Source organism: Rhizobacter sp., assembly GCF_046595475.1.
Classification (GTDB): Bacteria; Pseudomonadota; Gammaproteobacteria; order Burkholderiales; family Burkholderiaceae_C; genus Rhizobacter.
Map to the genome: position 1 here is coordinate 19891 of NZ_JBKJOQ010000040.1, position 14684 is coordinate 34574.

At 66.0% G+C, this 14684-nt stretch carries 12 protein-coding genes; 4 read left to right on the top strand and 8 right to left on the bottom strand.

Features of this window, described 5'->3' with window-relative positions; translation table 11 throughout:
• Positions 1-9: 9 nt before the first annotated feature.
• From xylA to AC30QB_RS07590, 8 genes are all read right to left on the bottom strand, one after another.
• Complete coding sequence (xylA, locus tag AC30QB_RS07555; protein WP_489545584.1) at positions 10-1323, bottom strand: xylose isomerase; 1314 nt, start codon at positions 1321-1323, stop codon at positions 10-12.
• Positions 1324-1395: 72 nt separating this feature from the next.
• Positions 1396-2865, bottom strand: a complete 1470-nt coding sequence (gene xylB / locus AC30QB_RS07560) for a xylulokinase (RefSeq protein ID WP_489545585.1) — start codon at positions 2863-2865, stop codon at positions 1396-1398.
• Between the two features lie 117 nt (positions 2866-2982).
• Positions 2983-4506 (bottom strand): DUF5107 domain-containing protein, encoded by a 1524-nt coding sequence (locus AC30QB_RS07565; protein WP_489545586.1) that lies wholly within the window; start codon positions 4504-4506, stop codon positions 2983-2985.
• Positions 4503-5489: a transaldolase gene (gene tal, locus AC30QB_RS07570; RefSeq protein WP_489545587.1), complete on the bottom strand. Its 987-nt coding sequence runs from the start codon at positions 5487-5489 to the stop codon at positions 4503-4505. Before tal ends, AC30QB_RS07565 begins: the two co-directional genes overlap by 4 nt.
• A gap of 35 nt (positions 5490-5524) precedes the next feature.
• On the bottom strand, positions 5525-6778 hold the full coding sequence (locus tag AC30QB_RS07575; protein ID WP_489545588.1) for an ROK family transcriptional regulator: 1254 nt from the start codon (positions 6776-6778) through the stop codon (positions 5525-5527).
• Between the two features lie 113 nt (positions 6779-6891).
• Positions 6892-8157 carry an extracellular solute-binding protein gene (locus tag AC30QB_RS07580; RefSeq protein WP_489545589.1) on the bottom strand — a complete coding sequence of 422 codons (1266 nt, stop codon included), beginning with the start codon at positions 8155-8157 and terminating at the stop codon, positions 6892-6894.
• Positions 8154-8702: a hypothetical protein gene (locus tag AC30QB_RS07585; RefSeq protein ID WP_489545590.1), complete on the bottom strand. Its 549-nt coding sequence runs from the start codon at positions 8700-8702 to the stop codon at positions 8154-8156. The genes AC30QB_RS07580 and AC30QB_RS07585 overlap by 4 nt, the downstream gene beginning before the upstream one ends.
• 73 nt (positions 8703-8775) lie before the next feature.
• The gene (locus AC30QB_RS07590; RefSeq protein WP_489545591.1) at positions 8776-10041 is read right to left on the bottom strand and encodes a porin; all 1266 of its coding nucleotides are present in this window, start codon (positions 10039-10041) and stop codon (positions 8776-8778) included.
• 453 nt (positions 10042-10494) lie between these two features.
• Here AC30QB_RS07590 and AC30QB_RS07595 point away from each other — a divergent pair, with 453 nt between their 5' ends.
• Genes AC30QB_RS07595 through AC30QB_RS07610 form a run of 4 tightly spaced genes read left to right on the top strand, consistent with a single transcriptional unit; the run spans position 10495 to position 14651 of the window.
• Entirely contained in the window at positions 10495-11484 is a 990-nt protein-coding gene (locus AC30QB_RS07595) for a carbohydrate ABC transporter permease (protein ID WP_489545592.1), read from the top strand.
• A 1-nt stretch (position 11485) separates the two neighbouring features.
• Positions 11486-12379, top strand: coding sequence for a carbohydrate ABC transporter permease (locus AC30QB_RS07600; RefSeq protein ID WP_489545593.1), 894 nt, complete (start codon positions 11486-11488; stop codon positions 12377-12379).
• A gap of 9 nt (positions 12380-12388) precedes the next feature.
• Complete coding sequence (locus tag AC30QB_RS07605) at positions 12389-13504, top strand: ABC transporter ATP-binding protein (RefSeq protein ID WP_489545594.1); 1116 nt, start codon at positions 12389-12391, stop codon at positions 13502-13504.
• A 7-nt stretch (positions 13505-13511) separates the two neighbouring features.
• Entirely contained in the window at positions 13512-14651 is a 1140-nt protein-coding gene (locus AC30QB_RS07610; protein WP_489545595.1) for an ABC transporter substrate-binding protein, read from the top strand.
• The last annotated feature ends 33 nt before the right edge of the window (positions 14652-14684 follow it).

Below are 14684 nucleotides of genomic sequence, written 5' to 3' on the forward strand. Positions count from 1 at the left end.
CAAGCGTGATCAGACGAAGCGGTTGACCCAGTTCTCCAGCGCCTCCTGGCGGCCAGAGCGTGGTGCGGTGTCGGTGTTGCGCTCCAGCGTGCGCTGGGCCAGTTCGCCCAGGCCGATCTTGCCGTTGCGTATGTCTTGCCCGAGGGCACCCTGCCAGCCGGCGTAGCGCGCCGTCACCGCACGCGCAAGGCCACCGTCGTTGATCATCTGCTCGGCCACAAGCAAGGCCTTGGCCGACACGTCCATGCCGCCCACGTGGCCGTGGAACAGGTCTTCGATGTCAAGCGACTGGCGCCGCACCTTGGAGTCGAAGTTGAGCCCGCCGGTGGTGAAGCCGCCGCCTTGCAAGATGTAGTACAGCGCGAGCGCGGTGTCGGCCACGCTGTTGGGGAACTGGTCGGTATCCCAGCCGCACTGCATGTCACCGCGGTTCATGTCGATGGAGCCGAACACGCCGAGCGCGATCGAGGTGGCAATCTCGTGCTCGAAGCTGTGCCCCGCCAGTGTGGCGTGGTTGGCCTCGATGTTGACCTTGACCTCGTTCTCCAGCCCGTGCGACTTCAGGAAGCCGAACACCGTGGCAACGTCGAAGTCGTACTGGTGCTTGGTCGGCTCGCGCGGCTTGGGCTCGATCAAGATGGGCCCCTTGAGCCCGATCTTGTGCTTGTACTCGACCGCCATCTTGAGGAAGCGGCCCAGATTGTCGAGCTCGGTCTTCATGTCGGTGTTGAGCAGGGTCTCGTAGCCTTCGCGGCCGCCCCAGATTACGTAGTTTTCGCCGCCAAGCTTCAGGGTCGCGTCCATGGCCTCTTTCACCTGCAGGGCGGCCAGCGCAAAGATCTCGGGGTCGGGATTGGTGGCCGCACCACTCATGTAGCGGCGATGGCTGAACACGTTGGCCGTGCCCCACAGCAGCTTCATGCCAGTGCGCTGCTGGTGCTCGCCCAGCACGTCGACCATGCGCTTAAGGTTGTCGACGCTCTCGCGCAGCGTGGCACCTTCGGGCGCGATGTCGCGGTCATGGAAGCAGTAGTACGGCACGCCCAGCTTGCCAAAGAACTCGAAGGCGGCGGCGGCCTTGGCACGCGCGGCTTCCATCGGGTCGGCAACCTGGTGCCAGGGGCGCTCGAAGCTGCCGTCGTAGCCGAACACATCGAAGCCGTTCCAACAGAAGGTGTGCCAGTAGCAGACGGCGAAGCGCAGGTGTTCTGCCATGCGCTTGCCCAGCACGACTCGGTCTTTGTCGTACCAGCGAAAGGCGAGCGGGTTGCTGCTCGTCGGGCCTTCGTAGCGGATGGGTTCGATCTGGCTCAGGATACTCATTTGCTCTCTCCTCGGTGCGCCCTGTTCGGGCATCAAAAGTCAGGTTTCAGGAATCGGGTTCGGGCTTGCGGATCAACCCGCGAAAAACACGTGGCGCGTGGCGGTGTACAGCGCGCGGTAGCGCTCGTAACGCGCGGCGAAGGCTGTGTCGCGCGCCCCGTCGGGCGTGTACCGCTGGCGCACCGGCGGCATCTGGCACACGCGGGCCTCATCGCCGCCATCGGCCAGCCAGGCCAGGCGCGCAGCGCCCAGGGCACCGCCTGTTTCGCCGCCTTCGAGCGTGAAGACCTCGATGCCCAGCACGTCGGCATGCAGCTGCGCCCAGAAGGGGCTGCGCGAACCACCGCCCACCAGCGCCAAGGGGCCCACCTCGGTGCCGGCGGCGCGCAGGGCGTCGAGCCCGTCGCGCATGCCAAAGGCCACGCCTTCGAGCACGGCGTAGCAGAGCGATCGTGCATCGGTGTCGTGGTCCATGCCGAAGAAGACGCCGCGTGCCCGTGCGTCGTTGTGCGGCGTGCGCTCGCCCGACAGATAAGGCAGAAAGAGCGGAGACGCGGCCTGCTCGGCATGCGTGAGCGTCTGCATGCGGGCGAGCAGCGAGATTTCGTTCTCTGCGCCCACCAGCCGGGTGACCCAGCCCAGGCACGAAGCTGCAGACAGCATCACCGTCATCTGGTGCCAACGCGCGGGCAAGGCGTGGCAGAAGGCATGCACGGCCGAAGCTGGGTTGGGGCGGAAGCGGTCGTTGACGATGAACATCACGCCGCTGGTGCCCAGGGAGATGAAGCCCTGACCCGGCTGCACCGCGCCGATGCCCACGGCGCTGGCGGCGTTGTCGCCGCCACCGCCCGCGACGATCACCGCGGGCTTCAGGCCCCAGGCCGCCGCCAGCTCGGGCGAGATGCGCCCCGTCGAGGCGCTGCCCTCCACCAGGCTGGGCATGTGCGAGCGGGCCAGGCCGGTGGCAGCCAGCAGCGCGTCTGACCAATCGCGTCGCGCCACGTCGAGCCAGAGCGTGCCCGCGGCGTCTGACATCTCGCTCACGAAGTTGCCTGTCATGCGGTAGCGCAGGTAGTCCTTGGGCAGCAGCACCTTGGCGATGCGCGCAAACAGCTCGGGCTCGTGCGCCCTCACCCACGCCAGCTTGGGTGCCGTGAAGCCCGGCATGGCCAGGTTGCCGGCGATCTGCGCCAATGACGGCAGCGCGGCCGTGAGCGCGACGCACTCGGTCGCTGAGCGCGTGTCGTTCCAGAGGATGGCCGGGCGCAGCGGCTCACCGCTCTCGGCCAGCAGCACCGCGCCGTGCATCTGGCCCGACAGGCCGATGGCGCGCACCTCGGCCCACAGCTGCGGCGACTTCGCCTTCAGCTCTTGGACGGCCTCGGTGGTGGCTGCCCACCAGGCCGCGGGGTCTTGCTCACTCCACCCCGGCGCAGGGCGCAACACAGCGAGCTTCACGCCCGCGCTGGCGACGATGCGGCCGTCGGTGGCCAGCAGCACCAGTTTGACCTGAGAGGTGCCTAAATCGATGCCCAGGTACATGGTGTGTCAGGTCTCCAGATGCTTGAAATCGTTGCCTCGACGGTGCGCCGAACTTTAATTAGTTTTTTTGTCGAAGTAAATAGGAAAAGCCTCGCCAGACCGACATTTCTCACGCACTCAACGGCCCGCCGGCACTCCGGCTTCGAAGACCGTGTGATCGTCTGCAGCCTTGAGCCTGAACAGCAAGTGCCCGCCCTCCACGGCATCGAACGCCACGTTCGCAGCAAGTGCCGATTTTCTGGAAGGCGCAAGTTCACCGGCGCCGATCACACGGCCGTTTTGAAAGGCCTCGAATCGCAATGCGGCCTCGGGATAGACGCTCGTCACCCTCGCGCTCAGGTGCCCGTCTTGCACCCACACGTGGGCAATGAAGTTGTCGTTGGCGTGAGTGGCCGTGGACAAACCCATGGTCGGCGCGTACACCTCTTTCAGGCGCACCACACCGCCGGGCTCCAGCACGCCAGGCCGGAAGAATTCCGTGCTCGTGCCACCCCACAGCTCGATGAAAGGGCGCGCCGGGTCGCGGCTCGTGAGCGGGTCGACCTTTGCGCTGTCACGCCCGAAGGTCCACAGCTTGAAGCCGCGCGTCACGTGGTTATCGGCCACGCGCATCAGGCCGTCGCCATTGGCATGGTTGATGGCGCCCCAGAAATTGGCGCCGCGCATGTCGGGCTCGGCGTAGAAGATGCCCCACTGCGCCCAGTTGCGAAACCAGCGCAGCTTGTCGAAAGCGAAGACACCCTGCCGCTGCGTGGGTGTCTCCACTGCTGCGGTGGCGCTGCAGCGCGGCTCGCTCAGGCACCACGACGAAGACAGGTAGTGCACCGGCGCCACGATTTCCACTTCGGGGCCGGCCACCGGCGCTTCGGGCGGCGAGCCCGGGGCCAGGCCAACGTTGGTCCAGTACTCGTAGCGCAGCGCCTGCGGGCCGGGGTTGGTGAGCGTCATCTCGGTGTCGAGCGCTGCGCGGCCGGCGCGCAACGTGACGCGGTAGTCGAGCTGCGCACCGCTGGCGCCGCGATAGGTCGCAAAGCGCGCCGGCGTGCGCGTGCCGATGATGTCAGCGAAGCGCATGCGCAACGTGACCGCCTGCGGCGTCTGCTGCTCGACGACGAGCGACCATGGCTGGTTCCAGGTCTTGCCATGCTCAGGCCCCAGGGTAGGAAAGATGCCACCCACGATCTGCAGCCAGTCGAAGTGAAAGTTGCCCTCGCCCACGCCGTAAGGCACCGCCACCGGGTTGCGGTAGAGCGTCTCGCGGCCTGTGGTCTTGTTGACCAGGGAAAGAATGCGGCCGCCGTAGCCCGGCAACAGCGTGGCGCGCAGAAACCGGTTCTCGATCACCCAGGTGTCGAGCAGCTCTTCAACCAGCGCGCCACCCGTTTCGCGCTCATCGCCGCCAGATTCCAGGCGGCCATCGGCCCGCTGCTCGTAGCGGGCGTGCCAGAAGTGATGGCTGCCGCGGCTCAGGCTCACGCGGTCGTCGCTGGCCGGCTCGAAGAGCGGCGTGCGCACCGGCGCTGCAACGGTCTGCTCAACCTCGTCTTGCAGCTCACGCGGGCGCGCAGCCGTCGCCACACCGGCGGTGAGCAGCACGGCCAACGCCGACGCGATGGCCTGGTGCAGGGTGAGCATGGTCATGCCCGAGCGGCCTCGATCAGCGCGTCTAGTGCCTGCGCGTCTTTCACGAACACGCGTATGCCCTCAGAGAGCTTCTCGGTGGCCATCGCGTCTTCGTTGAGCGCGTAGCGAAACTCGGCTTCGTCGAAGTCGACCCGCGGCTGGGCCTCGCCCACCGCCCCTGCACCGCCGAGCGCACGCACCAGCGGCTCATGGTTGGCCTGCAAGGCAGCGAGTAATTCGGGGCTGATGGTGAGCAAGTCGCAGCCAGCCAGGGCTTGAATCTGGCCGAGGTTGCGAAAGCTCGCGCCCATCACCTCGGTGCGTATGCCGTGCTGCTTGTAGTAGTGGTGAATGCGGGCGACCGATTGCACGCCCGGGTCTCGCGCACCGGCGTTGTCGGCTTCCTGCCAGGCCGCGCCCGCGTGCTTCTTGGCCCAGTCGTAAATGCGGCCGACGAAAGGCGAGATGAGCTGCACGCCGGCGTCGGCACAGGCCACGGCCTGCGAGAAGCCGAACAACAACGTGAGGTTGGTGTGCACGCCCTCGCGCTCGAGTGCGCGCGCAGCGGCGATGCCTTCCCAAGTGGCGGCGATCTTGATCAGCACCCGCTCGCGCGGCGCGCCAGCGCCTTCGTACAGGCCGATGAGGCGGCGCGCACGCGCCAGCGTGGCACCGGCGTTGAAGGCCAGGCGCGCATCGACCTCGGTGCTCACGCGGCCCGGCACCAGTTTCAGGATCTCCAGCCCGAAGCGCACCAGCAGCGCGTCGGCCAGGTCGTCGAGCGGCGCCTTCGGATGGCGCCGCACCGTGTCTTGCAGCAGCGGTGCGTAGTCGGCCTTGCGCACAGCCTTGAGGACGAGCGAGGGGTTGGTGGTGGCATCGCGCGGGGCGAAGCGCAGGATGTCGTTGAAGTCACCAGTGTCGGCAACCACCGTGGTGAACTGCTTCAACTGGTCGAGCTGAGTACCAGCAGGTTCCGGTGCGGACGGGCGTTGGGTCATGAAAGAAAATAAGGTTGCCGCCCGGCCGCAGGCGATCAGCCCGCTTCGGCCTCGGCGAGGAGGGAGGATGCGATCGCGTTGGCACGCGACGATGGGCCATAGGGGCGCAGCAGCGAGTGCAGCGCAAAGGCGGCGCCGCCGACGGCGGTGGCCAACTCACCGTACTTGGCGACACGCACCGTGGGGCTGGGCAGGCCAGCCTGGCGGGCGAACATTTCCAGGCGCCCGATGGCGGCATCGAGAAAGTGCTCGCCGCCGAGCGTCACGGTTTCGCCGCCCAGCACGATTACTTGCGGGTTGAAGGTGGTCCACACGTTCTGCAGCAGCACGCCCACCACGTTGCCGGCCACCGCAAACGCCTCACGCGCCCTGGCGGCACGCGTGCCCATGTGCGTCTTGAGTGTCATGCGGTCGACGCCGCCGCCCTTGAGCAAGCAGCCTGCATCGGCTGCAATCGCCTTGAGCCCGACATATGACTCGGCACAGCCCAGGCGGCCGCAGGAGCACTGGCGGCCGTCGACCACCATGGTGGTGTGGCCGATCTCGCCGGCCGAGCCGGTGGCGCCGGTGAAGAGCGAGTCGTTGAGGATGATCCCCGAGCCCACGCCCACGCCGCAGCTCACGTAGACCAGCGGGTCTTCGACCGGGCGGATGCCGAACTCGCTCTCGCCCATGGCGGCCAGGTCGGCCTCGTTCTGGTAGTACACGGGCACCGAGGCCAGGCCGGCCGCGGCCATCTCGGCCGCGAGCCGCTTGCCCACTTCAACCTGGCGCCAGCCAATGTTGGGTGCCACTTGCAGCACACCCGAGACGGTGTCGACCGAACCCGGCAGGCCCACGCCTATGCCCAGCAGCTCGATTGAGCCCCTGGCCACTTTGGCGGCCTCTGCGGTCACCATCTCCACCAATTGATGGCAGGCGGCATCGGGGCTCTTGGAGCGCAGCGCCGCTTGGTTCATCTCCAGCACGTCGCCGCGGATCGAGGTGGCCACCACGCGGATGGTGTCTGGCCCCAGCTCGGCGCCGATCAGCACCAACTGCTGCCCATCCAGCCGCAGCGGGGTTGGGCGGCGGCCGAGTGCGCCGGTGGCCGTGGCCCCGTCTTCCGCCAGCCAACCTTCGTCGATGAGCTCCTTGATGATGAGGCTCACAGTCGACTTGGTCAGCCCGCTGCGGTTGGCCAGGTCGACGCGCGACAAGCCCGACTCATCGCGCAACAGGCGCAGCAGCGCCATGCGGTTGAGGGTCTTGACGAAGCGCTGGTCTCCGGTGATCGGGGTGGTCGGCATGGGGTGGTGCTCCGCTGACATGTGGTGAGGAAAGTTGCCTTTGGTTCGACAACCTGCCTAATTTTGCATGGTCAGCAGAAGTTCGCGTGGATCTTGCAGGGGGCGGTGCGCAATCAGCGTCGGCGCACGCGGCGCTTGAGCTTCTCGTCGGCCTCTTTCAACGCGGCGTCGATGTCCTTGCTGTCTTCCAGCACGTCGTCGAGTGCGGCCCCGATAATCTCGGCGGCCACCGAGTCGTAGCGGTCGGGGCGCACCGGCGGAATCTTGCCTGCGGCTTCGGCCCACAGCGCGCGTGCCTTCTGCCCGCCCAGGAAAGGAATCGGCTCGTTGAGGAACTCTTTTTCCTGCGCGCTCACGATGGCCGGGTAGGCCCCCATCTTCTTGAATGCGGCGAGCTGCATTTCCTTGTTCGTCGTCATGAACTTGACGAAATCCCAGGCTTCTTTCTTGTGCGCGGCCTTCTTCGGGATCGAGTAGAACGAGCCACCCCACGAGGCATAAGCGCCGTTGGGCAGCGCCGCCGAGCGCCACTGGCCAGCGGCCTCGGGGTTGAGCCAGGTCTGCAAGTGGCCGGCAAGCCAGGCGCCCATCATCTGGGTGGCCAGGGTGCCGCGGCGGAAGGCCTCGCGCCACTCGTTGCTCCAGGGGCCGATCTTGCCGTCGATGTCGGCCTTGCGTGCCGCCACGGCCAGCTCGAAGCCCTTCTTGAAACGCGGCGTGTTGAGCAGCGAGTTGCCCGCCTTATCGAAATAGAGGCCTTCGCCCGGTTTCAGGTTGGAGCGGATGTAGATGCTGTAGATATCACCCGCGCCGGTGACCAGGTAGGCGCCGGTCTTCTCGCGGATCACCTTGCCCGCGGCGATGAACGAGTCCCACGACTGGGTGAGCTGCTCGACCGTGACACCAGCCTTGTCGAGGATGTCCTTGCGGTAGAACAGCGTGCCCGGGCCCACGTCGGCCGGGATGGCCTGCACCGTGCCCGCCGCGTCCATGCCCTGTGGGAAGGCGAAGCTGTGAAACAGCTTCTGCATCTGCATGGCGTTGTAAGGCGCAGCCGACAAGTCCTCCAGCCCCTTGGACTCGGCAAACTTGCCGATGTAGGCGATCTCGATGCCCATGACGTCGGGCACGCCCGCACCGGTGGCCATGGCGGTGGTCATGGCGTTGTGGTGATCGTTGAACGACAGGCTCACCAGCTTGATCTCGACCTCGGGGTGCAGCTTCTTGTACAACGGGATCGCGAGCTTGACCGACTCGTCGAAGCTCGGAAACGAGGCCACGGTCAGCGTGGTAGCGGCCTGAGCGCCACTGGCAGCAGCCAGGCCGAGCGTGGCCGCGAGCAGCGCGCGGCGCAAGGGCTTGAATGCGGGAGTGTTCATTCGGACTCAGTCATCTTGTAGGGAGCGGGGACGGGCGCGCCGCTCGGCTGCCCCGGCACGTCTTGCACACGCTTGAGGTAACCCAGTGAGTTCCAGGTGCCTTTCTCTTCGTATTCGATCTTCAGCCAGCCCTCGGGGGTGAGGCTGAACTGCTGCACCTGAGTGGTTTCGAACTGGCTCATGATCTTCTTGCTGGCAGGGTCCCAGCGCGCCTTCAGCCTGGGCCGCGCGACCAGCTTGCGCATGATGTTGTAGGCCGGGGTGATGCCCACCGAGTGCGCGTACATCACGTTCTCGGCATCGTCCAGGCTCTCGAACGTGAGCACCACATTCATCACGCCGTTGTACTGGCCAGCCCAGCGGCCAGCAAACTTCTTCAGGTCGGCCGGCGTCTTGTCGCTGATCGGCGTGACCTTCAGGTCCTTGGGGTAGCGCAGGTCGGCCTTCAGGTCGAAGTCGGTCTTAGGCTCGGGGATGCTCTGTGCCCAGCTGTTCATGGCCACCACCGTGGCGGCCAGCAGCAAGGCGAGGCTGCGTCTGTTCATGGGTGTCTCCTGTCGGATAGATGCATTGCAGGGGTGCCAGCGGCAGCGCGCGCCGCCGCCGGCAGGTTCTACATCAGAAGCTAACTTGCACGCCGGCTTCCAGCGTCGAGGCGGTGCCCTTGGCCGAGGCCGCGCCGTCATCGGGCGTGGAGTACTTCTTGCTGATGGTGTTGTAGCGGGCATAAGCCTTCACACCGTTGCCGATGTCGTACTGCGCCCACAGATCGATGTCGGTGCGCGTGATCTTGATGCGCGGGCTGGAAATGCCCGACTCGACGAAGGTGTAGACCGGTGCGCCCCAGGGTGCCGCGCCGGAGAAGTCGCCCTTCTCTTTCTCGACGCCCACGATGCCGATGAAGTTCCACTGCCCCATGGGGTAGCTGAGCTTCATGCGCAGGTCGGTCATGTCGCGGCCGGTGCTGGTGGGGGCGCCGGTGTTGGTGTCGATCTTCACCTTGCCGTTGAAGGCCGAGACGCCCACGCCCACCGGGCCGATGCTGGTGCGCACGAAGGCTGCCGTGGTGCCGCCGTACTTCAGGCCGGGGCCGGTACGCGGGTAGGGGTTGCCGGCTTGTGCGTTGCCAGTGCCGAAGCCCACGCCCACCAGGGTGCCGGCAAAGTCATAGGTCAACAGGCCGGTGAACACATTGCCCTCGCGGGCGGCGTTTTTGTCGCGGTTGCCGCTGTTCACGTTGACCTGCAGGTCGATGCTCAGGTCACCGATCGCGTGGCCGTAGCGCAACGCATTGCCCCGGTAATCGGAGGTCATGTAGTACGTGCGCTGGTTGCCGTAGTACGGGTCGACGGTAGAGCTGTCGTAGATGCTGCGCAGCGGGTTGATGATGTTGCCCGCGGCGATGGTGCCGAAGGGCGTGGCCAGGTAGACACGGGCCTCGTCGTTGCAGAACACGCCGTTGGTATCGCCGAAGTTGTCGGCGTAGGCACCGAAGCCGCCGCCCGGCTTGTTACCGTCTGCGTCTTGTGCTGAGAAGTTTTCCTGGCCCGAGAAAACACCGGCCCAACTGTGGCGCACCGGCAGCTTGCTGTTGTCGCCCCAGCCCGTCATGGCGCCGTCAGCGGAAGTGGCCACCGTGGCGCAGCCGAAGCCGGCTGAGTAGCCGTTGCCAGCATTCTTGGAGCCGGCCAGGAAGAGCACGAAATTGCCGCCGACCAGCCCGTAGCTGCTTTTGGCGGTTGGCGCCATGCCCGAGGTGGCGACAGCGCCTGCACGCAAGGAGCCCAGGCCGGTGATGCTGAACTCGGCATGAGCCTGCAACGCGCCCGTCATCAGCAGGGCGGCAATGGCCACGGGGCGCAGCGTTGATTGAATCTTCTTCACGTAGTCTCTCCTCGACAAAGTGGTTGGTTTGGTAGAAGCGCCATCGAGACCAGGACAGCGGCCCACCCCTCAGATGAACCGCCTGTCTGGCACCCGTGCTTCGTCTCGCAGCCAATGGGGGCGATCGCAGCGCTGGCAGGGCTGAAATCTAGGGCCGCACAAACATTAGTGCATTAGGGATACTAATTACCCACCCTCAAGACCGCAATCTGAGCAAGGTTGACCCTCTCCCTCTCCTATACACATCGGTGTGAGCGAGCCATCACGGAAAAAAATGGCAGCCTCTTCAGCAGAAACCCCTATTAAATTCGTCAGTCGAACTAAATAGCATTTACACACATTCCTTGCCGCAACCAGAACGTCGGCTCACGCCGGCTCACGCCGGCCCACGCAGTTGCCTTTGTCTCCCATCGCCAGCCCGCTGGCACTACCCGACCACACCGAGCCCATCCCATGAGCGACGCATTGCAACCCAGCCTCGCCCGACTCACGACGCCCCCGCCCGCTGCTGCGCGCAAGCCCAAGCGCACCTTGAAGCAGTGGCACTGGGCGCCTTACGTCTTCATCGCGCCCTTCTTCGTGCTGTTCGCGGTGTTCGGCGTGTTCCCGCTGATCTTCTCCATCTACCTCTCATTCCATCAATGGGACCCGGCCTCGGGCCTGGGCGGCATGACCTGGGTCGGCCTGGAGAATTACGTTTTCGCGTTGAAGGACGACTACTTCCGCAAGAGCCTGTGGAACACGGTGTGGATCGCCGTCGTCTCGGGCGTGCCGCAGCAGTTGGTGGCGCTGCCGCTGGCCTTCTTCCTGCACACCGCCTTCGGCCGCTGGCGCAATGCCTTTGCCGGGGCGTACTTCCTGCCCTTCATTACCTCGACCGTGGCAATCACGCTGGTGTTCACCTCGATGTTCTCGCGCGACTTCGGCGTCTTCAACGCGGTGCTCACCTGGCTGGGTCAGTGGCCGGTGCTGGAGTGGATATTCCCGGCCAAAAACATCGACTGGTTCAGTGCAGGCTACACGCGCTGGATGGTGTCGTTCGTGGTGTGGTGGCGCTACACCGGCTGGATCACGGTGCTGTACCTGGCTGCGCTGCAGACCATCCCGAAAGACCTGTACGAGGCCGCCACCGTCGACGGCGCGAGCCGCTGGCAGCAGTTCTGGCACGTGACCCTGCCCATGCTCAAGCCGATGATGTTCTTCACCGTCTCGCTCAACGTGATTGGCGGCCTGCAGCTGTTCGAAGAACCTTTCATCATCACCAACGGCACCGGTGGCGTGGGCCAGATCGGCAAGACCGCGGCCATGCACCTCTACGCCACGGCCTTCATCGACAGCGACTTCGGCACAGCCTCGGCCGTGGCCTGGCTGATGTTCTTCTTCATCGCCGTCATGGCCTGGCTCAACAACAAGGCCTTCTCGCGCGGCGGCATGAAAGACTGACATGACAGCGACCAGCACCACTTCCCACCCCCTGAGCATCCCGCGCCGACGCAAGAGCCTGCGCAAGCGCCTGCCTTCCACCAGCATGCTGATGGGTTACCTGCTGGTTGGCCTCGGCGCCATGGTGATGCTGATGCCCTTCTGGTTCATGTTTGTGTTCGCCACACACACCAATTCGGAGATCCTGTCGGTGCCGCCGCCTTTGTGGTTCGGCAGCGCGCTGCCCGACAACCTGCGCGTCCTGTTCGAGCGCCTGCCCTTCTTTTGGCACAACTTCGCGATGAGCCTGTACGTCTCGGGCATGACGACCGCGCTCAACCTGCTCTTTTGCAGCATGGCGGGCTACGCGTTCGCGATGTACGAGTTCCGCCACAAGAAGCTCGCCTTCGCGATGGTGATGAGCACGCTCTTGCTGCCGCAGTTCCTGGGGCTCATTCCCAGCGTGCTGATCATGTCGTGGTTCGGCTGGCTCAACGAACCGCGCGCCCTCTACGTGCCAGCCGCCTGCGTGGCCATCGGCGTGTTCATGATGCGCCAGTACATCCTGTCGGCCATCCCGCGCGAGCTGATCGAGGCCGCGCGGGTCGACGGCAGCGGTGAGTTCAGCACCTTTTTTCGCATTGTCGTGCCGCTCATCGGCCCCGCCTTCGGCACGCTCGGGCTCATCACCTTCATCGGCTCTTGGAACAACTTCATGGGGCCGCTGGTGATCATGCGCGACATGGACCGTTTCACGGTGCCGCTGGCGTTGCGCGCCCTGTCGGGCATAGGCGAGGTGCCATGGGGCGCGATCTCGGCCGGGTCGGCGCTGGCCACGCTGCCGCTCCTGGTGATGTTTGTTTTTTCCTCGCGGCGCCTCATCGAAGGCATGACCGCCGGGGCCGTCAAAGGTTAAGGAGCAGTCATGGCAGAAGTTCGGATGAATGGCATACGCAAGTCCTACGACAACAAACAGTCGATGGTGATCCAGGGCGTGAACCTCACGGTGCGCGACGGCGAGTTCATGGTGTTCGTGGGCCCCTCGGGCTGCGGCAAGAGCACCATGTTGCGCATGATCGCGGGGCTGGAGGAAATTACCGACGGCGACCTCTTCGTAGGCAACGTCATCGCCAACGACATGACCCCGGTGCAACGCGGCGTGTCGATGGTGTTCCAGAGTTACGCGCTCTACCCGCACATGACGGTCGAGGAGAACATGGGTTTCGGCCTCAAGATGGCCGGCGTCAAGAAGGCGGAGATCAAGCATCTGGTCGGGCAAACCGCCGAGATGCTGCGCCTGAACTCGCTGCTCGACCGCAAGCCCAAAGCCTTGTCGGGCGGGCAGCGACAGCGCGTGGCCATCGGCCGCGCCATCGTGCGCAAGCCCAAGGTCTTCCTGTTCGACGAGCCCTTGTCCAACCTCGATGCCGGCCTGCGGGTGCAGATGCGCATCGAGCTGGCCAAGCTGCACCAGGAGCTCGGCACCACCATGATCTACGTCACCCACGATCAGGTGGAGGCGATGACGCTGGGCGACCGCATTGCCGTCTTCAACCGCGGCGTGATCGAGCAGGTGGGCTCTCCGCTGAGCTTGTACGAGCACCCGGCCAACCTCTTCGTGGCCACCTTCCTCGGCTCACCGACGATGAACGTGCTACCGGCTCGTGTCGAGGCCATCGACGCGCAAGAACTGGTGCTGCGGGTGGGTGAGGCCGGCGCGCTGAGGCTGCCTGCTGCAGGCCTTTCCGGACTCAAGGCCGGGGCCTCGCTGTCGCTGGGCCTGCGCCCCGAGACTCTCGCCTTCACCGCCGATGGCGCGGGCTTGCGAGGCCGGGTCGACGTGGTCGAGCACCTCGGTGACAACGTGATCGCCTATGTGCGGCTCGGCCAGTTGCCCCAGCTGGTTGCGGTCAAGCTGCAGGTCGGGCAGGACGTGCTGCCGCGCGAGGGCGCGCTCGTGGGCCTCGCGGCAGGCCTGCAGGGCGTGCACCTGTTCGACGACACCGGCAACGCCTTGCGGCGCGCCGCCGCCAACGCCTGAGGCTGCCATGCGTGCCGCCCGCCGCCACCTGCTGCGCCTGGGCGCAGCCGCCGGTCTGGTGGGCTGCGGCGTCGTGCGCGCCGCCCCATCCCTGAAGATCGGCCTCACGCTGCCGCTCACCACACACTCGGCCAAGGCGGTGGTCTCGACCAGCGCCTTCACGCCCGACCTGGGCCAGGACTACCTGATGGCCTTGCGCGCGGCGATCGAGGGGCAGCGACTGGCGACACCCGTCGAGGTCATGGCCCTCGACGATGCCGGATTGCCCGAGCGCGCGCTCGACAACGTGAAGCACCTGGTCGATGGCGGCGTGGTGGCGTTGTCAGGCCTGTGGACCACCGACATCGCGCGCGCCTGCGCCGACACCATCCGAAGCGCCGGTGTACCGACGGTCGGGCTGCGCTCGGGGAGTGGCGAGCTGGTCACGGCCAACTTGGCGGAATACTTCTTCCTCAAGCCGACTTGGGAAGACGAGGTGGCAGCCTTGGCCAAGGCGCTGCAACAAACCGGCTTCTCGAACTTCGCACTGCTGGTGGGCAAAGGGTCGGATGGGCAGCGCCTGCTGAAGGCCTTCAGCGCCACCGGTGCACATGCCGTGGCCACGCAGGCGGCCGACGAGCAGGCCGATGCCAGCGCGCTGGCGCGCCTGCTGGCCAACACCGACGGCGCGCACGCCATCCTCCTGCTGGTGCAGGGCTTCGCACTGGCGACGGCGGTGAGCGAGCTGCGCGGCGGCGACGCGCCCTTCCTGCGCCCGGTCTGCACCCTGTCGATCGGCCTCACGCGCAGCCTGGTCGAAACGCGTGACCGCCGCTACGCCGGCATGGTGGCGGCGAGCCCCTACCCCAACCCCGGCACCTGGAACGCCCCGCTTGCGCGCCGCTTCCGCGAGGCCATGACCGACCTCGACCTGGACCACGCCACGCGCTCGTTCACTGCCTTCGAAGGCTATGTGGCGGGCACACTGCTGGCGCGCGCCATCGCCGCAGCGGGCGGCCGGCCCGGGCGCGATGCGCTGGCCACCATGCTGCGCTCACGCGCTTGGGAGCTCGATGGCGTGCGCATTGCCTTCGACAAACAACAGGTGGGCAGCCGCACCGCGCAGCTGCTCTTCAAGTCGCGCGACGACGGGCGATTCAAGGGCTGACCCCCGCCGCGCGCTTCATTCCCTACAGGACCT